The organism is Pelomonas sp. CA6 (assembly GCF_022549225.1).
Classification (GTDB): Bacteria; Pseudomonadota; Gammaproteobacteria; order Burkholderiales; family Burkholderiaceae_C; genus Roseateles.
On record NZ_JAKZFD010000001.1, the window covers coordinates 26,585 to 47,468 of the forward strand.

A 20,884-nucleotide genomic window follows, 5' to 3' on the forward strand; every position below is an offset into this window, starting at 1 on the left:
TCGGTTCCATGGTGTCGGCGGGGGCAAGGGATGTCCTTGAACTGCTTCAAGGACGTTCCGAGGTGCAGCTTTTGACAATGGGCTACAGGGCGGTCCAGCCGGGCCGCGAGGATTGGAAACGCCATGAGCCGAGTCGATGAACCCCGCTTTTTCGTCCCCGAGACCGCAGCGTCCCGGCCGTTCGCGCCGGGGCTGGTGACGCTGGTCGGCGCCGGCCCGGGGGATCCCGAGCTGCTGACGATGAAGGCGATGCGCGCGATGGCGCAGGCGCGCCTGGTGCTGTACGACCACCTGGTCTCGCCGGACATCCTGGCGCTGCTGCCGCACCGGGCCAAGCGCGTCTACGTGGGCAAGGAGAGCGGCCACCACAGCATGAGCCAGGAGGCCATCATCGAGCGCATGGTGTCGTTGGCGCAGAGCGGCCATTCGCTGCTGCGGCTCAAGGGCGGCGACCCGCACATCTTCGGCCGTGGTGGCGAGGAGGCGCAGGCGCTGGCCGCCGCGGGCGTGCCCTTCGTCGTGATCCCGGGCATCAGCGCGGCGCAGGCGGCCTCGGCCGCCACCGGCATCCCGCTGACCCACCGTGACCATGCCTGCTCGCTGGTGCTGACCACCGGCCACCTGCGCGCCGGCCCCGACGGCGGGCGCAGTGCGGGCCTGGACTGGGCGCAACTGGCGCGGCCGCGCCAGACCGTGGTGGTGTACATGGGCCTGGCGGCGCTGCCCGAGATCAGCCAGCAGCTCATCGCCCACGGCCTGGCCGGTGACACGCCGGCCGCGCTGATCGAAAACGCCAGCCTGCCCGCGCAACGCTGCGTGCGCGGCACCCTGGCCACGCTGCCCCGTCTGGCCCAGGAAGCCGAAGTCCGCTCGCCCGCGCTGCTCGTCATCGGCACCGTGGTCACGTTGCACGACGCCCTGCGCGAAGCCCTCGCCGCCGGCCTGGCCCGAGCCCGCCAAGCCTGAGCGGCATTTGGGCCGAGCGCCGGGCCGCCCCAAGCCGGCCCATCTGGCGATGTGCGAGCGGGGCCACCCCCGCGAGCATCGCCGTCCCCATGGGGGACCGGCCAGGGTACTCCCTGGCCGAGGGGCATCATGATTTGCCGAGCGCCGGGCCGCCCCAAGCCGGCCCATCTGGCGATGTGCGAGCGGGGCCACCCCCGCGAGCATCGCCGTCCCCATGGGGGATCGGCCAGGGTACTCCCTGGCCGAGGGGCATCATGATTTGCCGAGCGCCGGGCCGCCCCAAGCCGGCCCATCTGGCGATGTGCGAGCGGGGCCATCCCCGCGAGCATCGCCGTCCCCCTGGGGGACCGGCCGGGGTACTCCCTGGCCGAGGGGCATCATGATTTGCCGAGCGCCGGGCCGCCCCAAGCCGGCCCATCTGGCGATGTGCGAGCGGGGCCACTCCCGCGAGCATCGCCGTCCCCCTGGGGGACCGGCCAGGGTACTCCCTGGCCGAGGGGCTCATTCAAGCCGAACAGTACCGTGCCAAACCCTGCGGCTGCAGGATGTGGATGTCGCGCCGGCGCGTCTCGATCAGGCCGGCGTCTTCGAGCTCGCGCAGCACGCGCGAGAAGTATTCGGGCGTCAGCGACAGCCGCGACGCGATGGTGGCCTTGCTGACCGGCAGCGACACCACCACCGGCGCGGTGCCGCGCTGGCCGCCACGCGCCTCGGGGCGCGACAGCAGATAGCCGACGACGCGGCGCACGCCGCTGTGCAGGCAGTAGGCCTCGACGTCCTGCAGCAGGTCCTGGATGCGCTGCGACGCACCGGCCAGCAGGCGCAGCGCGAAGCGCGGCTCGCGCGCCACCAGCGCGGTCAGCGGCGCCTTGGGCAGGTGCAGCAGCAGCAGATCGGTCAGCGCCTGCGCGTGCAGGCTGTGCGGCTGGCCGTGGAAGACCAGGGTCTCGCCGATGCACTGGCCCGGGCCGATCAGCTCGAAGACCTTTTCGCCGCCCGCGGGCGTCAGCCCGTACAGCTTCACATGCCCGGTCACGACCACCAGCATCTCGTCGCAGCGGTGGCCCGCAGCGAACAGCCGGTCGCCCCGCGTGGGCCGGCTCAGCCGGCAGCCCTGCAGGGCCAGGGTCTGCCGGTCTTCTTCGCGCAGCTCGGCGAACAGCGGCAGCGTGCCCAGATAGCGTGTGAGATCGAACGATGCGGCCATGGAATCCTCCCTGCTTTACGGCTTGCCGCCCGGATTCTTTGCGGCAGGCCCCGCGCGCGATTGATGCGCGTCAAGCTCGCCCGCCTGCTCATACTTCGGAACGAGAGCGTGGCGGACTGTCATCATCCTTTCGAACGATGCCGCCTCGGGGCTTGATCCACCACAAGACCTAGGGCGCGGCCGGCCCAGGCCGGCCGCGGGGGCCACCCGGCACGGGGTCTTTGCCTAGGCGGGGGTGGACGGATAGTGGGCCAGGCGCTGCGCGTCGAGGATGTGGATGTCGCGCCGGTCGACGCGGATCAGCTCGGCGGACTCCAGCTCGTGCAGCACGCGCGAGAAGTACTCCGGCGTCATCGACAGCCGCGAGGCCAGCGTGGCCTTGCTGACCGGCAGCGACACGGTGATCACCTCGCCGCTGGCGCAGTCCTCCACCTCGGTCTCGCGCAGCAGGTAGCCGATCACGCGCTGCATGCCACTGTGCAGCGCATAGGCCTGCACGTCGTGCACCAGGCCGTGCAGCCGGCGCGAGATGCCGGCCAGCATGCGCAGCGCGAAGCGGGAGTCCTGCTCGATCTCGGCCAGCACCGCAGGCTTGCCCACGCTGAGCACCAGGCTGTCGCTGAGCGCCTGGGCGTTCACGATGTAGGGCTTGCCGGTGAACATCAGCGCCTCGGCGAAGCTGTGGCCGGGGCCGATCAGTTCGATGACCTTTTCCTGGCCCGCCGGCGAGATCGCGAACAGTTTGATCTGGCCGGTCACGGTGACGTGGAAGGCCTCGCAGGGCTCGCCGACGCTGAACACGCGCTCGCCGCGCTGCAGCCGCCGCAGCGAGCAGCCGCGCGCCAGGCGCTGCAGCTCGGTGGCGTTGAGGTCGCTGAACAGCGGCAGCACCGACAGGTAGCGGGGAAGATCGAAATGGCGGAGGTCCATCGGCGGGCCTTTGCGGGACATTGACTGACGCGCGCGATTCTGGGCGCCCGGCCCAGGCTACGCCTTGACCGCGCTTAAGTCCAGGAACGGTGGGGACGGGTGTCGAACCCGCCGCCAGGGCGGGAAGGTCTGGGCCGCTATCGGCGACGCGCTCAGGCCTGGCGCGTCAGGCGCGCATAGAGCGCCGTGAGCCGCTGCGGCAGCTGTTCGGGGCGCTGCAGCTGGGCCCAGCCGCCGCGGCCGAACAGGCGCGGCAGGTAGTCCTGGGCCTCGGCGTCGATGCTCAGGCAGAAGGGCGTCAGGCCCGCCTCGCGCGCCTGCTGCACCGCATGGCGGGTGTCCTCCAGCCCCCAGCGGCCCTCGTAGACGTCGAGGTCGTTGGGCTTGCCGTCGGTCAGGATGAGCAGCAGGCGCTGGCGCTCGGGCCGCGCGGCGAGCCGCTGCGTGGCGGCGCGCACCGCGGCGCCCATGCGCGTGTAGTAGCCCGGGCGCACGGCGCCGACGCGCGCGCGCGCCGCGGCATCCCAGCGCTGGTCGAAGTCCTTGAGCTGCTGCAGCCGCACATGTTCGCGGCGCACCGAGCTGAAGCCCAGCATCTCGAAGGGGTCGCCGCAGCCCTGCAGCGCCTCGCCGAAGACGTAGAGCGCGTCTCGTATGACGTCGATCACCCGCGCCTCCTGGCTGCACCAGGCGTCGGTGGACAGCGACAGGTCGGCCAGCAGCAGGCTGGCGAGGTCGCGCTGGCCGCGTTGGCGGCGCGCATGCACGGGCGGCTCGGCGCTCTGGTTGGGCTGGCCGCGCGCCAGCGAATGGCGCACCCAGGCGTCCAGGTCCAGGCGCTCGCCCTCGGCGCAGCCGTGCTGCCACTGCGGCGCGGCACGCAGGGCTTCCAGGCGACGGCGCATGCGCCCGGCGACGCGGCGCAGCGCGGGCGGCGGCAGCCAGGGCTCGGCCGGCTGCGCCTGCAGCCATTGCGCCGCGCAGTGGCCAGGCAGCAGCCGGCCGGCCTTCCAGTCCCATTCGGGCAATGGCAGCGGCGCGCCCAGCGGCCGGTCGTCGGCGGCGGCGCTGGGCAGGTCCAGGTCGAAGCGCACGCGCGAGGCCAGGCTGCGCACGCGGCGCACCAGGCTCAGCCGCTCCATGTCGTCGGCGGCTTCGCCGGCCTGTTCGTCGGGGCTGTCGTCCTCGGCGCGGTCCAGCTGCACGTGCTCGCCCCAGCTCAGCAGGGACTCGACCTTGGAGGTCAGCAGCAGGGGGGCGCGCGCCGTCTTCTGCTGCACCTGGCGGGTGCGGCGGCGCGTCGCGCTGCTGGCATGCGGGTCGGGCGGGCGGTCCTGGCCGGCGCCGGACCGCGGCGCGGGCGCTTGGGCGTCGGGTGCGGCCGGATCGGCCTCGGGCAGCACGGAAATCCACAGCCACACCGGCGCCACGTCCGCCGGGTCCAGGTGCAGCCCGGGCGGTGGCGCGTCGCCGCGCAGGGCTTGTTGCACGGCGGCTTCGGCGGCGTTGGCCGGGGCACCGCGCTGGGCCAGGTGGGCGTCGCGCAGGCGTTGCCAGCGCGGCAGCAGCCCCGGAAAGCGCGCCAGCGCGCGCGCGCAGGCGTGTTGGTTGGCCTGCAGCCAGCCTGGGTCGGCGGGCGTGGGTGCGTCGCCGTGGCTGGCGGCCAATGCGGCCAGCCACAGATAGAGCTCGCGGTTGAGTTCGCGCGTGTCGAACACGGCGATGCGCGGCGGCAGGGCCAGGGTCTGGCCGTCCAGCTCGGCGCGCGTCACGCGCAGGCCGCTGCCGGCCAGGCGTTGCAGCCAGCCGCGCGCACCACCGGCGCGCGACAGCCCGCTGGGCACGATGCGCAGCGCGGCATCGCCGCCCAGCGCGCGGTAGAACAGGGCCAGCGGCCGCGCCATGTCGGCCAGCGCCACGCCCTGGTCCTCATGCTCGCGCGAGACCAGCCGCGTGATCAGGCGGTCCCAGTGCGCGCCGACCCACTCTTCCATGGCGTCGCTCCGCCGCTCTCAGGCGGGGCCCAGCACCGCGAGCAGCACCTCGTCCAGCGCCGCCAGCGTGGGACCGTCGTCGCTGAGCGCCTGCAGCACCGCGGCGCGGCAGGCCTGGTGCAGGTCCAGCCCGCCTTGCGCGAGCCGGGCCGCCATCACCAGCAGCCGGGTGCTGGCGGTCTCCTCCAGGTCGTGCTCGGTGAGCCGGCGCAGCGCCTGGCCCAGGCGCACCAGGCAGGCGGCGCGCGCGGCGTCGCAGCCGCTTTCGGCCTGCACGATGGACTGCTCCAGCGCGGGCGCCGGGTAGTCCAGGCTCAGCGCGACAAAGCGCTGGCGCGTGCTGGGCTTGAGGCCCTTGAGCAGGTTCTGGTAGCCGGGGTTGTAGCTGATCACCAGCATGAAGCCGGGCGCGGCGGGCACCAGCTCGCCGGTGCGCTCGATGGGCAGCACGCGGCGGTCGTCGGCCAGCGGATGCAGCACGACGGTGGTGTCCTTGCGCGCCTCGACCACCTCGTCCAGGTAGCAGATCGCGCCTTCGCGCACCGCGCGCGCCAGGGGGCCGTCCACCCAGCGGGTGTCGCCGCCGACGATCAGGTGGCGGCCCACCAGATCGGCCGCGCCCAGGTCGTCATGACAGCTGACCGTGATCAGCGGCCGGCCCAGGCGGGCCGCCATGTGCTCCACCAGCCGCGTCTTGCCGCAGCCGGTGGGGCCCTTGATCAGCAGCGGCAGGGCGCTGGCATGGGCCTGCTCGAAGACGCGGCACTCCGTGCCCTGTTCGGCGTAGTAGGGGATGCCGGCGAGCCGGCGCGCATCGTGCAGGTCCATGCTGGGGCTCCCGCGTGGCTCAGGCCGCCTGGCCCAGCGCCACGGGGCGGGTGGCCTCGTCGCGACCGGAGCCGATGAAGAAGCTGGACAGATAGGTCAGCAGCCCCGTCAGGAAGCCCACGCCACCGGCCACGCGCACCCAGTAGAAGAAGCGCAGCTGGTCCTGGGTGGCCATGAAGCCCATGGCGCCCTCGGTCGGCAGGCGTTGCAGCCAGACCTGCAGGATGCCCGCGCCGGTCAGCGCCAGCACCATCACGCCCATCGAGATGCTCATGATCCAGAAGCTCCACATCTCGAAGGCCTGGGCGCGCGCCGAGTTGGCTTCGCGTCCGCGCAGCCGCGGCATGGCGTAGCTGATCACCGCGATCACCACCAGCACATAGGCGCCATAGAAGGCCAGGTGGCCGTGCGCCGCGGTGATCTGGCTGCCGTGGGTGTAGTAGTTCACCGGGCTCAGCGTGTGGATGAAGCCCCACAGACCGGCGCCCAGGAAGCCCATCACCGCGCAGCCCACGGCCCACAGCAGCGCGGCCTGGTTGGGATGCTCGCGCTTGCGCCGCTGCACCATGCTGAACGCGAACAGCGTCATCATGAAGAAGGGAATGGGCTCCAGCGCGCTGAACACGCCGCCGACCCAGGACCAGTAGCCGGGCAGGCCGATGAAGTAGAAGTGGTGGCCGGTGCCGAGGATGCCGGTGACCAGGGCCATGGTGATGATCATGTACAGCCACTTGTCGATCACCTCGCGGTCCACGCCAGTGGTCTTGATCAGCACGAAGGCCAGCAGCGCGCCCATGATCAGTTCCCAGGTGCCTTCCACCCACAGGTGGACGACGAACCACCAGTACATCTTGTCGCGCACCAGGTTGCTCGGGTTCACGAAGGCGAACAGGAACAGCAGCGCCAGGCCCCACAGGCCCATCAGCAGCACCAGCGTGATCGCGGTCTTGCGGCCCTTGAGCACCGTCATGCTGATGTTGAACAGGAAGGCCAGCGCGACGACCACGATGCCCAGCTTGGTGGGCAGCGGCTGCTCCAGGAACTCGCGTCCCATGGTGGCGAGGATGTCGTTGCCGGTGGCCTGGGCCAGCGTGGCGTAGGGCACCAGCAGGTAGCCCAGGATGGTGGCGGCGCCGGCGGCCAGGAAGATCCAGAACAGCGCGCGCGCCAGGGCCGGGCTGTAGAGCTCGGTTTCGGCCTCCTCGGGCACCAGGTAGTAGGCGGAGCCCATGAAGCCCATCAACAGCCACACGATCAGCAGGTTGGTGTGAACCATGCGGGCAATGTTGAAGGGGATGTAGGGGAACAGCAGGTCGCCGATCAGGTATTGCAGGCCCAGTGCGAGCCCGAACACGATCTGGCCGACGAACAAGCCGATGGCCCCGATGAAGTACAGCCGGGCGACCGACTGCGATGCGTAGGGATAGGTGGCGGGTTTCATGATGTTCTCAGCCCTCGATGTTCGGCGGCCACTGTTCGGTGTTGACGCCGTTGGTCCACTTCAGGAATTCGACGAGGTCGTCGAGCTGCTGGTCATTGAGGTGGAACTGCGGCATCTGGCGCCGTCCCGGCGCGCCGGTAGGCTGGGCCTTCATCCATGCTTTGATGAAGTCGCCGCCACGGCGCTTGTAGACGTTGCCCAGTTCGGGCGCGAAGTAGGCGCCTTCGCCCAGCAGGGTGTGGCAGCCAATGCAGTTGCGCGTCTCCCAGATGTGCTTGCCGCGCACGACGGCAGGGGTGATTTCGGCGGCCTTGGACCGCTCGGGGATGCGCTTCTCGGTGTCAACAATCAATGCGGTGAACAGCAGCACGAAAAACAGGCTGCCACCGTAGAAGATATTGCGCGCCCGCTGGCTGGTGAAGCCTCGGCTCATGGGGTCCTCCGGCAGGATGTGGGAATGGCCGAAAGCCTAGTGTTCTGGTCAGGAATTTCCTTGAACCAGTTCAACCGCGGGGCAGGTGTGGCGCGCGCCCCTCGCTCAGTGCCGGCCCAGCAGCGGGCCCAGCGCGTCCAGCGTGTTCTTGACCAGCAGGCCGAACTCGGTGTCGCCCTCCATCACCAGCGCGCGATCGAAGAAGAGCCGGTCGGCGTCCTCCTCGCCGCGCAGCAGCTGCCACAGCGCGCGGCTGCGCGCGCGTATGCGCAGTGCCGGCGTGGCGCAGCCGGCGGCGGCCTCGAAGCCACGCTCGCCCAGGCGCAGGCGCACGCGCACGCCGGGCTCCAGCAGCTCCAGCTCCAGCACCGGGCCGCGCAGGGCCTCGCGCTGCGCGGCGTCCAGGCGCGGCCACAGCAGCCGGTCCAGCAGCCGCGCGGCGGCGAAGGACGGCGGCTGCAGCGGCAGACGGCGCACCAGCGCGCGGGCCTGGGCGGCGGCACGGGCCGCCAGCGGGGGCAGGGTGTCATGCATGTTCGAGCTCCTTCATGCCCGCCTCGCGGCGGGCAAAACCATGGACCAGGGTGCCGGGCAGGTTCAGCCCCGCGGCCTGGCGCAGCGCCTCAGCCGCCGGCAGGCGGCCGTTGAAGACCTGTTCATGCAGCACCAACATCGCGTGGAAGTCGCCGCTGCAGGGCGACAGGCGCAAGGCGGCGATGCCGGCCGCGGCGATGGCGTCCGGCTCGCCGAGCACGCAGTGCAGGCCCGCCGACTGCGTCTGTATGCCGTTGAGGACCAGGAAGTCCTGTCCCTCGCGGCTCTTCAGCAGCAAGCCGTCGGCGTCGTCGCGGCAGCGGAAATCGCACTGGTCCTTGGGCAGGTGATGGTGGCGGGCGGTGAAGCAGCGCGCCGAGAAGGCCAGTGGCATGCGGCCGAAGGCGAACAGCTCCGTGCGCAGCGCGCCGCCTTCGGGCGCTCGCACGGGATCCCGCGGCGGGTTGATGCGCGCCACCGCATCCAGCGCCAGCTCCAGCGGAGGCACCCAGGTGGCGCAGCCGGGCAGCGTATGCTCCCGCAGCGCGCTGCGGCTGTAGATGTTGATGTGCGGCCCCAGCGCCAGGGCCGGGCGCGGCCTGCCGTCTGGACGCGAGGCGTGGGCCTGCAGCGCGGCGGTGTCGCCGGCCTCGAGCTCGAACTCGGTCTGCTCGGCGGCGATGCGGCGCATCTGGCGCAGCTCGGCCTCGGACATCAGCAGCGGCAGCGTGGCCAGGCGCACGCGCTTGCCGGCCTGCGTCAGTTCGCGGCCCAGCGCCAGCCAGTCGTCCAGCGTGAACTCGTGGCGGCGCGAGCAACAGACCTCGCCCAGCACCACGGTGTCGGCCGGGCCCTCGGCGATGTCGGCGTAAAAGGCCATCAGGGTCTGGCGCGGCCACCAGTACTGCAGCGGGCCGACGCAGAGCTGCATGGCGCGCGCTGCGCGTGTTGCGCCGGATGAGGAATCGGAAGGAAGGGAAGGCATGGGCAACTCCATGGGATTCAACGCCAGGGGCGGTCGAAGGCGCCCAGCGTGCCTTGCTGGCCCTCGGCCCAGCGGCCCAGTTCCTGGGCCCAGGCGGGCTTGGGCGAAAAGCGCGGCTGGCTGAAGGCCTGGTCGATGGCCTCGCGCCAGACGCGCGTGACGCCGGCCACATAGGCGGGGCTGCGCTGGCGGCCTTCGATCTTGATCGCCTTCACGCCCGCGGCGATCAGCTGCGGCAGCAGGGCCAGGGTGTTCAGGCTGGTGGGCTCCTCCAGCGCGTAGTCCAGCCGGCCGTCGACCTCGAAGCGGCCCTTGCACAACGTGGGATAGCCGCGCGGCTCGTCGGGGGCGTAGCGGTCGATCAGCACGCCGTTGAGCCGCGCCTCCACACCCTCGGGCCGCTCCATCCATTGCACCGCCGACGGCGGCGAGCAGACACCCGCGGTGTTGGGCGACTGGCCGGTGGCGTAGGAGGACAGCGCGCAGCGGCCCTCCACCATCACGCAGAGGCTGCCGAAGCCGAAGACCTCGATCTCCACCGGGCTGTGGCGGATCACATGCTGCACCTGCGACAGCGTCAGCACGCGAGGCAGCACCGCGCGCTGGATGCCGTAGCGCTCGCGGTAGAACTCGATCGCCTCGTAGCTGGTGGCGGAGGCCTGCACCGACAGGTGCAGGCGCAGTCGCGGATGGTGGCGGTGCGCGTAGGCCAGCACCGCAGTGTCGGCGACGATCAGCGCGTCCGCGCCCAGCGCCGCGGCCTGGTCCACGGCCTGCTGCCAGGGGCGCTCGTCGCGTGCGTCGGCATAGGTGTTCAGCGCCATCAGCACCTGGCGGCCGCGCGCATGGGCATAGGCCAGGCCTTCGCGCACCTGGGCTTCGTCGAAGTTCAGGCCGGCGAAGTTGCGCGCGTTGGTGGCGTTCTTCAAGCCCAGGTAGACGGCGTCGGCCCCGGCATCGATCGCGCTGGTCAGCGCGCGCAGCGATCCCGCGGGGCAGACCAGATGCGGCTTCTCGGCAGCGGGCATCGTGGCTCCTCGTGAAAGAAAGCGGGCAATCTAGGCAGCGGGGGCGGGCGGCCCTTTGTTCTGGCACAAGGGGTCAAGACCGATGGATGCTGCGATGTCCCTTCGCGGCGAAGGGGCTTGCACGAGTACGCGCCGCGCGAGGCGAACCAGATCAAGTTTTTGCCAAGCGCGCCGCCATCGGCCTGCGCCCTTTGTGGCAGGTCAAACAAAGGTGGGGGTGCTGCCGCAAGAGTGCCACCTTGCAAACGGAGAGCCCCCATGACGTCCCTCAGCCCCGCCCTGAACGCGAGCCGGCGCCTGTCGCCGCCGCCGCTGAATGCCGCCGCCGATCTTGCGCCGCCGGGCGCCTGCGAAGGCCTGCGCGAGACGCTGCGCCGCGCGCTGCTGCCCTGGTCGCTGGACGACGAGTTGCTGGACGCCTGGGCCAGCCTGGGCCAGGAGCGGCGCGTGCTGACCGACGAGGTGCTGGTATCCAGCCAATGCCAGGCCGACCGGCTGTGGCTGCTGCTGGACGGCGTGGTGCGCGTGGGCCGCTATGACCGGCAGGGCGGCTGGCGCCAGTCGCGCCTGCTGGAAGCGGGGCGCTGGATCGACGTCAGCAGCGCCTGGCTGGGAGGCATGTATCTGGAAGACGTGCTGGCGTCGCAGCCGGCGCGGGCCTGCTGCTTCGACGTGGCCGATCTGCTGGCGCTGTCGTCCCGACCCGGGGGCGGGCGGCAGGCGCTGGCGTCCACGCTGCTGGCGCTGCAGTCGCGCGAGCTGGTGCGCTGGATGGACCAGGGCCAGCAGCGCGTGCTGCACGACGCCACCGCGCGTGCCGCCGCCTGGCTGGTGGAACAGCAGGAGCAGCAGGGGCTGCGCATCCAGCTGCGCGAACGCAAGAAGTACATCGCGTCGCAGTGGGGCGTGGCGCCGGAGACCTTCTCGCGCGTGATGCGCCAGCTCGAAAGCCTGGGGCTGATCCGCATGCAGGGCTACGAGGTCGAGGTGCTGGACCCGGCCCAGCTGGCGCGGCTGGCGGGCTGAGCCCGCCGCCGTTCGCGCCGCCGCGCTCGGTCAGGCCTTGAGCTGCAGCCGCTGGTTGGCGCGCAGCGCCAGCAGCGTACAGGCGGCGCCGGAGAGCAGGTACAGGCTCACCGCCCACAGCCCGTAATGGGCCGACAGGCCCAGCGCCACCAGCGGCGCGAAGGCCGCGCCGATCAGCCAGGCCAGGTCAGCGGTCAGCGCCGCCCCGGTGTAGCGCAGGTGGGGCAGGAAGTTGGAGGTCACCGCACCGGCCGATTGCCCGTAGGACAGGCCCAGCAGCACGAAACCGACCAGAATGAAGAGGTCCTGGCCCAGCGTGCCGCCGCCCAGCAGCAGCGGCGCGAAGAGGCTGAACACGCCGATGGCCACGGCCAGGCTGCCCAGCAGGCTGCGCCGGCCAATGCGATCGGCGATCAGCCCGGAGACCGGCATGGCCAGCGCGGCCAGCACCGCGCCTACCAGCTCCACCGCCATGAACTCGCCGATCGCCTGGTCGGAGTACAGGCTCACCCAGGACAGCGGGAAGACCGTGACGATGTGGAACAGCGCATAGCTGGCCAGCGCGGCGAAGGCGCCGATGAAGACGTTGCGGCCCTGGGTGTGCATCAGCTCGCCGACGTCGCAGGGGTCCAGCTCGTGGGCGTCCAGCTCGCGCTCGTACTCATGCGTCAGTACCAGGCGCAGCCGCGCGAACAGCGCGACGACGTTGATCGCGAACGCGGCAAAGAAGGGATAGCGCCAGCCCCAGTCCAGGAAGTCGCGCGCATCCAGACTGCTCCACAGATAGGCGAACAGCCCGCAGGCGACCAGAAAGCCCAGCGGCGCGCCCAGCTGGCCCAACATCGCATACCAGCCGCGCTTGTGCTCGGGCGCGTTGAGCGCCAGCAGCGAGGGCAGCCCGTCCCAGGATCCGCCCAGCGCCAGGCCCTGGCCGACACGGAACAGCGCCAGCAGCGCGATTGCCAGCGCGCCCGCGCTGGCATAGCTGGGCAGCAGGGCCATGCCCACGGTGGAGCTGCCCAGCAGGAAGAGCGCCACCGTCAACTTGGTGCCGCGGCCGAAGCGGCGCTGGATCGCCATGCTGGCCAGCGAGCCCAGCGGGCGCACGACAAAGGCCAGCGCGAACAGCGCGAAGGCCCACAGCGTGCCCTCCAGGCGCGGCAGGTGCGGGAAGAACACGGTCGGGAAGACCAGCACCGACGCGATGCCGTAGACGAAGAAATCGAAGTACTCGGACGCCCGGCCGATGACCACGCCGACGGCGATGTCGCCGGGAGCCAGGCTGTCGGGTTCGGCGGCCGGCCGGCCCGGGTTCGCGGGGGCGGTGGCGTAGGGGCGGGGCAGGGTGCTGCTGGCAGTCATGATCAAGACCTGGGACAAAATGTCCAATCGTTGATATGGGTCAATCAAGATACATTCGCGCCCGGCACGCAACTAGCGTTTTCCCGCCGCTTTCGCTGTACCCATGTCCTCCACCACCTCCTCCGAGCGCCCCCGGAACGGTCGGGTCCCCCTGAGCCGTTTCGCACTTCTGGCGCTAACTCTGCCGCTGGCAGCCTGCAACGCCGTCGTGATGAAGCCATCTGGCGACATCGCCGCGCAGCAGGCCGACCTCATTGTCGTCTCCACGCTGCTGATGCTGCTGATCATCGTGCCGGTGATCGCGCTGACGCTGTGGTTCGCCTGGCGGTATCGCCAATCCAACACCTCGGTGCCCTATGAGCCGGAATGGGACCATTCCACCCGGCTGGAACTGATCATCTGGGGCGCGCCGCTGCTGATCATCATCGCGCTGGGCGCGCTGACCTGGATCAGCACCCACAAGCTGGATCCCTACCGGCCGCTGGACCGCATCTCCGACACAAAGCCGCTGGCCGCCGAGGTCAAGCCGCTGATCGTCGAGGTGGTGGCGCTGGACTGGAAGTGGCTGTTCGTCTACCCCGAGCAGGGCGTGGCCACGGTCAACGAGCTGGCCGCGCCGGTGGACCGGCCCATCCAGTTCAAGATCACCGCGTCCACGGTGATGAACTCCTTCTACGTGCCGGCACTGGCCGGCCAGATCTATGCGATGCCGGGCATGCAGACCCAGCTGCACGCGGTGATCAACAAGGAAGGCGTGTACGACGGCTTCTCCGCCAACTACAGTGGCGACGGCTTCTCGCACATGCGCTTCAAGTTCCACGGCCTCAGCGAGGACGGCTTCGCGCGCTGGGTGGCATCCGCCAAGACCGAGGGCCAGGTGCTGACCCGCGCCGAGTACCTGAAGCTGGAACAGCCCAGCAAGCGCGACCCGGTGCGCCGCTACGCCGGCGTGGACGCCGGCCTGTTCGACGCCGTGCTGAACCGCTGCGTCGAGAGCGGCAAGATGTGCATGGGCCAGATGATGGCCATCGACGCCGCCGGTGGCGGCGGCAAGGGCGGGGTGGACGGCCTGTCCGTCCTGCGCTGGCGTGACGGCGAGCGCCCTGTCGTCGCGGCGCTGTGCACGCCCGAGAACGCGGCCCAGTTCATGGCGGCGCCCGCGGCGCCCACCGAACAGCGCTGAGTCCCCCGGATAGACGAGATCTGCTATGCAAGACCTGACCACGCTCGTGTTCGGCCGCCTCGGCCCGGACGCGATCCCGCATGACCCCATCGTCTGGATCACCTTCGCGATGGTGGTCCTGGGCGGCACCGCGCTGCTCGCCGTGATGACCAAGTACCGGGTCTGGGGCCCGCTGTGGCGCGACTGGATCACCAGCATCGACCACAAGAAGATCGGCATCATGTACATCGTGCTGGGCCTGGTGATGCTGCTGCGCGGCTTCGCCGACGCGCTGCTGATGCGCGCCCAGCAGGCCTTCGCCTTCGGCGACCAGATGGGCTTCCTGCCGCCGCACCACTACGACCAGATCTTCACGGCCCACGGCGTGATCATGATCTTCTTCGTCGCGATGCCGCTGGTGACGGGCTTCATGAACTACCTCGTGCCGCTGCAGATCGGCGCGCGCGACGTGGCCTTCCCCTTCCTGAACAACTTCAGCTTCTGGATGACGACCAGCGGCGCGGTGCTGATGATGATCTCGCTGTTCGTCGGCGAGTTCGCGCGCACCGGCTGGCTGGCCTATCCGCCGCTGTCGGGCATCCTGCAGAGTCCGGGCGTGGGGGTGGACTACTACATCTGGGCCCTGCAGCTCTCGGGGGTGGGCACCACGCTCTCGGGCATCAACCTGATCGCGACCATCGTGAAGATGCGCGCGCCGGGCATGACGCTGATGAAGATGCCCGTGTTCACCTGGACCTCGCTGTGCACCAACGTGCTGATCGTCGCCGCCTTCCCGGTGCTGACCGCCGTGCTGGTGCTGCTGTCGCTGGACCGCTACCTGGGCACCAACTTCTTCACGAACGACCTGGGCGGCAACGCCATGATGTACGTGAACCTGATCTGGATCTGGGGCCACCCCGAGGTCTACATCCTGATCCTGCCCTGCTTCGGCATCTTCTCGGAGGTCGTGGCCACCTTCTGCCGCAAGCGCCTGTTCGGCTACGCCTCCATGGTCTATGCGACGGTGGTGATCACCATCCTGTCCTACCTGGTGTGGCTGCACCACTTCTTCACCATGGGCTCGGGCGCCAGCGTGAACTCCTTCTTCGGGATCACGACCATGATCATCTCGATCCCGACCGGCGCGAAGATCTTCAACTGGCTGTTCACCATGTACCGTGGCCGCATCCAGTTCGAGCTGCCCATGATGTGGACCGTGGCCTTCATGGTCACCTTCGTGATCGGCGGCATGACCGGCGTGCTGCTGGCCGTGCCCCCGGCGGACTTCGTGCTGCACAACAGCCTGTTCCTGATCGCGCACTTCCACAACGTGATCATCGGCGGCGTGCTGTTCGGCCTGTTCGCGGGCATCTACTTCTGGTTCCCCAAGGCCTTTGGCTACAAGCTGGACCCGTTCTGGGGCAAGTGCTCGTTCTGGTTCTGGGTGATCGGCTTCTATCTGGCCTTCATGCCGCTGTATGTGCTGGGCCTGATGGGCGTGACCCGCCGCATGAGCCATTTCGACGATCCTTCGCTGCAGATCTGGTTCCAGATCGCCGCGCTGGGCGCCGGCCTGATCGCGCTGGGCATCGCCTGCATGCTGATCCAGTTCGCCGTGAGCTATCTGCGCCGCGAGCAGCTGCGCGACCTCAGCGGCGATCCCTGGGACGGCCGCACGCTGGAGTGGTCGACCTCGTCGCCGCCGCCGGACTACAACTTCGCCTTCACACCGGTGGTGCATGAGGCGGACGCTTGGCAGGACATGAAGAAGCGCGGTGTGGCGCGTCCCACCAGCGGCTTCCTGCCGGTGCACATGCCCAAGAACACGGCCGCCGGCTTCGTGATCGCCGCGCTGTGCACGCTGATGGGCTTCGCCCTGGTGTGGCACATGTGGCTGGTGGCCGGGCTGAGCTTCCTGGCGACGGTGGTGGCCACGATCGCCCACACCTTCAACTACAAGCGCGACTACCACATCCCGGCCGACGAGGTCGCCCGCGTCGAGAACGCCCGCAGCGCGCAACTGGCGTCGGCGGCGGCGCTCGCGAGCCGCTGAAGACCGGGGAGCAACACCATGAGTCATTCCGTTTCCCTGACCGCGGCCGACGGCTCGCCGCGTTACTACGACTTGGCCGGCGATCACCACCCGAAGCAGGGCACGCTGCTGGGCTTCTGGCTCTATCTGATGAGCGACTGCCTCATCTTCGCGGTGCTGTTCGCGACCTATGCGGTGCTGGGGCGCTCCTACGCGGCCGGCCCCTCGGGCGCCGATCTCTTCGACCTGCCGCTGGTGGCGGTGAACACGGCCTTCCTGCTGCTGTCCTCCATCACCTACGGCATGGCGATGATCTCCATGCAGCATGGCCGCCGCCAGGGCGTGCTGGGCTGGCTGGCCATCACCGGCCTGCTGGGCCTGGCCTTCCTGGGCCTGGAAATGTATGAGTTCGCGCACCTGATTCACGAGGGCGCGGGACCGCAGCGCAGTGCCTTCCTGTCCAGCTTCTTCACGCTGGTGGGCACGCACGGGCTGCACGTGACCTTCGGCATCATCTGGCTGGTGACGCTGATGGTGCAGGTCAACAAGCTGGGCCTGACGACCGAGAACAAGCGCCGCCTGATGTGCCTGTCGATGTTCTGGCACTTCCTGGACGTGGTCTGGATCGGTGTCTTCACCTTCGTCTATCTCATGGGGACCCTTTGACATGAGCGCGCAACACAACGAGCACCACGCCGAGCACCATGACGACGGCGGCTACCACGCCACCGTGAAGGACTACGCGATCGGCTTCGTGCTGTCGGTGATCCTGACCGCGATTCCGTTCTGGCTGGTGATGGCCAAGGTCCTGCCCCCGGGCACCACGGCCTTCGTGATCCTGGGCTTCGCGGCGGTGCAGATCGTGGTCCACATGGTGTACTTCCTGCACATGAACGCGAAGGCGGAGGAGGGCTGGTCCATGCTCTCGCTGATCTTCACCCTCGTGCTGGTGGTGATCATGCTGGCCGGCTCAATCTGGGTGATGTATCACCTGAACACCAACATGATGCCCGTGCACGACATGCGCAACATGCCCTGAGCCCGCGGTGATGCAGGACGCCCGTCCCGCCTCTCCCCCGCGGCCGCGCCGCGGCGGCGTCCTCGTGGCGCTGCTGCTGGGCGCGGCCCTGTTTTTTGCGGGCTTCGTCGCACTGGGGCTGTGGCAGCTGCAGCGCCTGGCCTGGAAGGAGGCGCTGATCGCGCGCGTCGAGCGCGGCCTGGCCACCGCGCCGGTGGCGCCGCCGGCACGCGCCGAGTGGCCGGCGCTGGCGCGCGACACGCACGAGTACCGCCGCCTGCGCCTGCAAGGGCGCTTCGACCATGACGGCGAAACCCTGGTGCGCGCCAGCACCGAGCTGGGCACCGGCCACTGGGTGCTGACGCCGCTGCGCCTGGACGACGGCGTCTGGGTGCTGGTCAACCGCGGCTTCGTGCCGCCCGAGCGGCGCGAGCGCGCCACCCGGGCCGCGGACGAACCCGTCGGCGCGGTGACGGTCGAGGGGCTGTTGCGGCTCAGCGAGCCGGGCGGCAGCCTGCTGCAGAAGAACGAACCGGCCGCGGGCCGCTGGTACTCGCGCGACGTCGCCGCGATCGCCGCGGCTCGCGGGCTGCCGGGGCCGGTCGCGCCGTTCTTCGTCGACGCCTGGCCGGGGCCGTCCGCCGTTTCTCCGGCAGGGCCTTGGCCGCGCGCCGGCCTGACGGTCCTGCGCTTCAGCAACAATCACCGGGTGTACGCGCTCACCTGGTTCGCCCTCGCGGCGATGATGGCGGCGGCGGCGGGCGCCCTGCTGTGGCAGGAGCGCCGCTGGCGCCGGGCGCGCTGAAGCCCTTGCCCGATGAACCCCGCCCTGAGCCCCGACCCCCTGACCGTGCCGCCCTCCGCCTCGACCGGAGCGCGGCTGCCGGGCCTGCCCTGGCAGGTCCAGCACCAGGCCGACGGGCAGGCGGGGCGCAAGAACCTGATGCAGCTGGTGCAGCTGCGCTGGCTGGCGGTTGCGGGTCAGCTGGCGACCATCCTGGTCGTGGACCTGGTCCTGGGCATCGCGCTGCCGATGGGCGAGATGCTCTCGCTGCTGGCGCTGCTGGTGCTGTTCAACCTGGCCTGCTGGCTGCGCGCGCGCGGCGTGGGGCCGGTGAGCGATGTCGAACTGTTCGCCGGGCTGCTGGTGGACATGGCCATGCTGTCCGGCCAGCTCTACTACAGCGGCGGCATCAACAACCCCTTCATCTTTCTCTACCTGCTGCAGCTGGCGCTGGCGGCGGTGCTGCTGCGGCCGGTCTATGTCTGGGCCATGGTGGCGCTGGCGACCGCCTGCTTCGTCGGGCTGACGCTGTGGCACCGGCCCCTGGTGCTGCTGGAGCAGGGCATGGTGGCGCTGCCGTCGCACTACATCGGCGGGCTGCTGCTGTGCTTCGCACTCAATGCCGGGCTGGTCGTCGTCTTCATCCACCGCATGGTCGCCAACCTGCGCCAGCGCGATGCGCGCCTGGCCGATCTGCGCCAGCGCGCCGCCGAAGAAGAGCACATCGTGCGCATGGGCCTGCTGGCCTCGGGCGCGGCGCACGAGCTGGGCACGCCGCTGGCCACGCTGTCGGTGATCCTGGGCGACTGGTCGCGCATGGCCCCCTTCGCCGGCGACCCCGAGCTGCGCGAGGAGATCGAGGAGATGCAGCTGCAGCTGCAGCGCTGCAAGACCATTGTCAGCGGCATCCTGATGTCGGCCGGCGAGACGCGCGGCGAGGCGCCAGCGCAGACCACGCTGCTGGCCTTCTTGGACGCGCTGGTGCAGGAGTGGCGCAGCACGCGCAGCGCCGCCGAGCTGCGCTATGAGCGCTACGGGCTGCCCGACCTGGCCATCGTCTCCGACACCGCGCTCAAGCAGATGGTGGGCAATGTGCTGGACAACGCGCTGGAGGCGGCGCCGGGCCGGCCGTTGAGCCTGGTGGCGCATTGCGAGGGTGAGCTGCTGATCCTGCGCGTGCAGGACCAGGGCCCTGGCTTCGCGCCGCAGATGCTGGCGCAGCTGGGCAAGCCCTACCAGTCCAGCAAGGGCAAGCCGGGCGGCGGCCTGGGGCTGTTCCTGTCGCAGAACGTGGCCAGCAGCCTGGGCGGGCGCATCCGCGCACGCAACCGCGAGGAAGGCGGTGCCGAGGTCGTGATGCAGCTGCCGCTGGCCGCGCTGACGCTGGACCGCGCCGTGGCGCGTGGAGGTCCGCGATGAATGCGCCGCCCACCGGCATCACTGGCAGCGCGCTGGACGAGGCGCTGGAGCGCCTGCTGCTCATCGTCGAGGACGACGACAGTTTCGCGCGCACGCTGGTGCGCTCCTTCGAGCGGCGCGGCTACCGCGTGCTGCGCGCGGCCAGCCTGGACGAGGTCGAGGCGCTGATGCAGAAGCACCGCCCGGGTTATGCCGTCGTCGACCTGAAGCTGGCCGGCGGCGGCTCCGGCCTGGCCTGCGTGCAGGCCCTGCACGCGCGCGACGAGGAGATGATCATCGTCGTGCTCACCGGCTTCGCCAGCATCGCGACCGCGGTGGAGGCGATCAAGCTGGGCGCGCGCCACTACCTGGCCAAGCCCGCCAACACCGACGACATCGAGGCCGCCTTCGCGCGCGCCGAGGGCGACGCGGAGGTCGAGCTCAGCGAGCGCCCGACCTCGATCAAAAACCTGGAGTGGGAACGCATCCACGAGACCCTGGTGGCGACCGACTTCAACATCTCCGAAACCGCGCGCCGCCTGGGCATGCACCGCCGTACGCTGGCGCGCAAGCTCGAGAAACAGCGCATCAAATAGCCGGGAGCCCCCGATGAGCAAGACCTTCCAGATCGCGGTGATTCCCGGCGACGGCATCGGCAAGGAGGTCATGCCCGAGGGGCTGCGTGTGCTGGGCGCGGCGGCGGCCCGGCACGGCATCGCGCTGGCGCTGCACCCCATCGACTGGGCCAGCTGCGACTATTACCGCCAGCATGGGCAGATGATGCCGGACGACTGGAAGGCGCGCCTGCAGGGCATGGACGCGCTGCTGTTCGGCGCGGTGGGCTGGCCGGCCGAGGTGCCCGACCACGTGTCGCTGTGGGGCTCGCTGCTGAAGTTCCGGCGCGAGTTCGACCAGTATGTGAACCTGCGCCCGGTGCGTCTGTTCGAGGGCGTGCCCTGTCCGCTGGCGGGGCGGCGACCCGGCGAGATCGACTTCCTGATCGTGCGCGAGAACACCGAGGGCGAATACTCCAAGGCCGGCGGCGTGCTCTATGAAGGCACGGAGCGCGAGCTGGTGATCCAGGAATCGGTCTTCACCCGCCACGGCACCGACCGCCTGCTGCGCTATGCCTTCGAGCTGGCGCGCTCGCGGCCGCGCCGCCAGCTGACCGTGGCCACCAAGTCCAACGGCATCGCGATCAGCATGCCCTGGTGGGACGGCCGCGCCGACGCGATGGCCGCGCACTACCCCGAGGTGGCTGTCGACAAGCAGCATGTGGACATCCTGGCCGCGCGCTTTGTGCTGCAGCCGCAGCGCTTCGACGTGGTCGTCGGCAGCAATCTGTTCGGCGACATCCTGTCGGACCTGGGGCCGGCCTGCACCGGCACCATCGGCCTGGCGCCCTCGGCCAACCTGGATCCGGAGCGCCGTTTCCCCTCGCTGTTCGAGCCGGTGCACGGCTCGGCGCCGGACATCTATGGCCGAAACATCGCCAATCCGGTGGCGATGATCTGGTCCGCCGCGCTGATGCTGGACTTCCTGGCTGGCAGCGACCCGGCCCAGGCCGCCGCCTGCCGCGCGGCGCACGACGACATCCTGCGCGCGATCGAACAGGTGCTGGCCCGCGGGCCGCGCACGCCGGACCTGGGCGGCACGGCGGACACCCCTGAGATGGGACGCGCCATCGAGGCAGCGCTGCAAGCGGGTGCCTGAAAAGCACAACCCCGGCAGGGCGTGGCCGCCATGCCGGGGTGGG

Annotated in this window: 20 protein-coding genes; 10 read left to right on the plus strand and 10 right to left on the minus strand. The window is 70.3% G+C overall.

From position 1 onward, the window contains the following. Positions 1–123: 123 nt before the first annotated feature. Positions 124–966, plus strand: coding sequence for a uroporphyrinogen-III C-methyltransferase (gene cobA / locus LZ017_RS00125; RefSeq protein ID WP_241298014.1), 843 nt, complete (start codon positions 124–126; stop codon positions 964–966). Positions 967–1,471: 505 nt separating this feature from the next. On the opposite strand, the gene LZ017_RS00130 is transcribed toward cobA, so the two are convergent. From LZ017_RS00130 to LZ017_RS00175, 9 genes are all read right to left on the minus strand, one after another. After that, positions 1,472–2,173 (minus strand): Crp/Fnr family transcriptional regulator, encoded by a 702-nt coding sequence (locus tag LZ017_RS00130; protein ID WP_241298015.1) that lies wholly within the window; start codon positions 2,171–2,173, stop codon positions 1,472–1,474. A gap of 225 nt (positions 2,174–2,398) precedes the next feature. Continuing rightward, positions 2,399–3,103, minus strand: a complete 705-nt coding sequence (locus tag LZ017_RS00135; protein ID WP_241298017.1) for a Crp/Fnr family transcriptional regulator — start codon at positions 3,101–3,103, stop codon at positions 2,399–2,401. A 152-nt stretch (positions 3,104–3,255) separates the two neighbouring features. Further along, on the minus strand, positions 3,256–5,097 hold the full coding sequence (locus tag LZ017_RS00140) for a nitric oxide reductase activation protein NorD (protein WP_241298019.1): 1,842 nt from the start codon (positions 5,095–5,097) through the stop codon (positions 3,256–3,258). Positions 5,098–5,115: 18 nt separating this feature from the next. Then, complete coding sequence (locus LZ017_RS00145; protein WP_241298021.1) at positions 5,116–5,925, minus strand: CbbQ/NirQ/NorQ/GpvN family protein; 810 nt, start codon at positions 5,923–5,925, stop codon at positions 5,116–5,118. A gap of 19 nt (positions 5,926–5,944) precedes the next feature. After that, on the minus strand, positions 5,945–7,366 hold the full coding sequence (locus LZ017_RS00150) for a cbb3-type cytochrome c oxidase subunit I (RefSeq protein ID WP_241298023.1): 1,422 nt from the start codon (positions 7,364–7,366) through the stop codon (positions 5,945–5,947). A gap of 7 nt (positions 7,367–7,373) precedes the next feature. Then, positions 7,374–7,799 carry a cytochrome c gene (locus LZ017_RS00155; RefSeq protein WP_241298024.1) on the minus strand — a complete coding sequence of 142 codons (426 nt, stop codon included), beginning with the start codon at positions 7,797–7,799 and terminating at the stop codon, positions 7,374–7,376. 105 nt (positions 7,800–7,904) lie between these two features. Then, the gene (locus LZ017_RS00165) at positions 7,905–8,333 is read right to left on the minus strand and encodes an SCP2 domain-containing protein (protein ID WP_277604419.1); all 429 of its coding nucleotides are present in this window, start codon (positions 8,331–8,333) and stop codon (positions 7,905–7,907) included. Next, entirely contained in the window at positions 8,326–9,318 is a 993-nt protein-coding gene (locus LZ017_RS00170) for a U32 family peptidase (RefSeq protein ID WP_241298025.1), read from the minus strand. Before LZ017_RS00170 ends, LZ017_RS00165 begins: the two co-directional genes overlap by 8 nt. Before the next feature lie 17 nt (positions 9,319–9,335). Next, positions 9,336–10,346 carry a peptidase U32 family protein gene (locus LZ017_RS00175; protein ID WP_241298026.1) on the minus strand — a complete coding sequence of 337 codons (1,011 nt, stop codon included), beginning with the start codon at positions 10,344–10,346 and terminating at the stop codon, positions 9,336–9,338. A gap of 258 nt (positions 10,347–10,604) precedes the next feature. On the opposite strand from LZ017_RS00175, the gene LZ017_RS00180 reads away from it, so the two are divergent. Continuing rightward, positions 10,605–11,372 carry a Crp/Fnr family transcriptional regulator gene (locus tag LZ017_RS00180; protein WP_241298027.1) on the plus strand — a complete coding sequence of 256 codons (768 nt, stop codon included), beginning with the start codon at positions 10,605–10,607 and terminating at the stop codon, positions 11,370–11,372. 30 nt (positions 11,373–11,402) lie between these two features. On the opposite strand, the gene LZ017_RS00185 is transcribed toward LZ017_RS00180, so the two are convergent. Beyond that, positions 11,403–12,734 (minus strand): MFS transporter, encoded by a 1,332-nt coding sequence (locus LZ017_RS00185; RefSeq protein WP_241298028.1) that lies wholly within the window; start codon positions 12,732–12,734, stop codon positions 11,403–11,405. A gap of 103 nt (positions 12,735–12,837) precedes the next feature. Here LZ017_RS00185 and cyoA point away from each other — a divergent pair, with 103 nt between their 5' ends. From cyoA to LZ017_RS00225, 8 genes are read left to right on the plus strand one after another with little or no spacing between them, the layout of a single operon-like run. Then, positions 12,838–13,917 (plus strand): ubiquinol oxidase subunit II, encoded by a 1,080-nt coding sequence (gene cyoA / locus LZ017_RS00190; protein WP_277604420.1) that lies wholly within the window; start codon positions 12,838–12,840, stop codon positions 13,915–13,917. A 25-nt stretch (positions 13,918–13,942) separates the two neighbouring features. Beyond that, positions 13,943–15,949 carry a cytochrome o ubiquinol oxidase subunit I gene (cyoB, locus tag LZ017_RS00195; protein WP_241298030.1) on the plus strand — a complete coding sequence of 669 codons (2,007 nt, stop codon included), beginning with the start codon at positions 13,943–13,945 and terminating at the stop codon, positions 15,947–15,949. Between the two features lie 18 nt (positions 15,950–15,967). Beyond that, entirely contained in the window at positions 15,968–16,594 is a 627-nt protein-coding gene (cyoC, locus tag LZ017_RS00200; protein WP_241298031.1) for a cytochrome o ubiquinol oxidase subunit III, read from the plus strand. Between the two features lies 1 nt (position 16,595). Then, positions 16,596–16,967, plus strand: coding sequence for a cytochrome o ubiquinol oxidase subunit IV (gene cyoD / locus LZ017_RS00205; RefSeq protein WP_241298032.1), 372 nt, complete (start codon positions 16,596–16,598; stop codon positions 16,965–16,967). Between the two features lie 10 nt (positions 16,968–16,977). Next, a complete protein-coding gene (locus LZ017_RS00210) occupies positions 16,978–17,751 on the plus strand; it encodes an SURF1 family protein (RefSeq protein WP_241298033.1) in 774 nt (257 codons plus the stop codon). 12 nt (positions 17,752–17,763) lie between these two features. Continuing rightward, positions 17,764–19,149 carry an ATP-binding protein gene (locus LZ017_RS00215; protein WP_241298034.1) on the plus strand — a complete coding sequence of 462 codons (1,386 nt, stop codon included), beginning with the start codon at positions 17,764–17,766 and terminating at the stop codon, positions 19,147–19,149. Further along, positions 19,146–19,724, plus strand: coding sequence for a response regulator transcription factor (locus tag LZ017_RS00220; RefSeq protein ID WP_241298035.1), 579 nt, complete (start codon positions 19,146–19,148; stop codon positions 19,722–19,724). The genes LZ017_RS00215 and LZ017_RS00220 overlap by 4 nt, the downstream gene beginning before the upstream one ends. A 13-nt stretch (positions 19,725–19,737) precedes the next feature. Then, positions 19,738–20,841, plus strand: a complete 1,104-nt coding sequence (locus LZ017_RS00225; protein WP_241298036.1) for a tartrate dehydrogenase — start codon at positions 19,738–19,740, stop codon at positions 20,839–20,841. Positions 20,842–20,884: the final 43 nt, after the last annotated feature.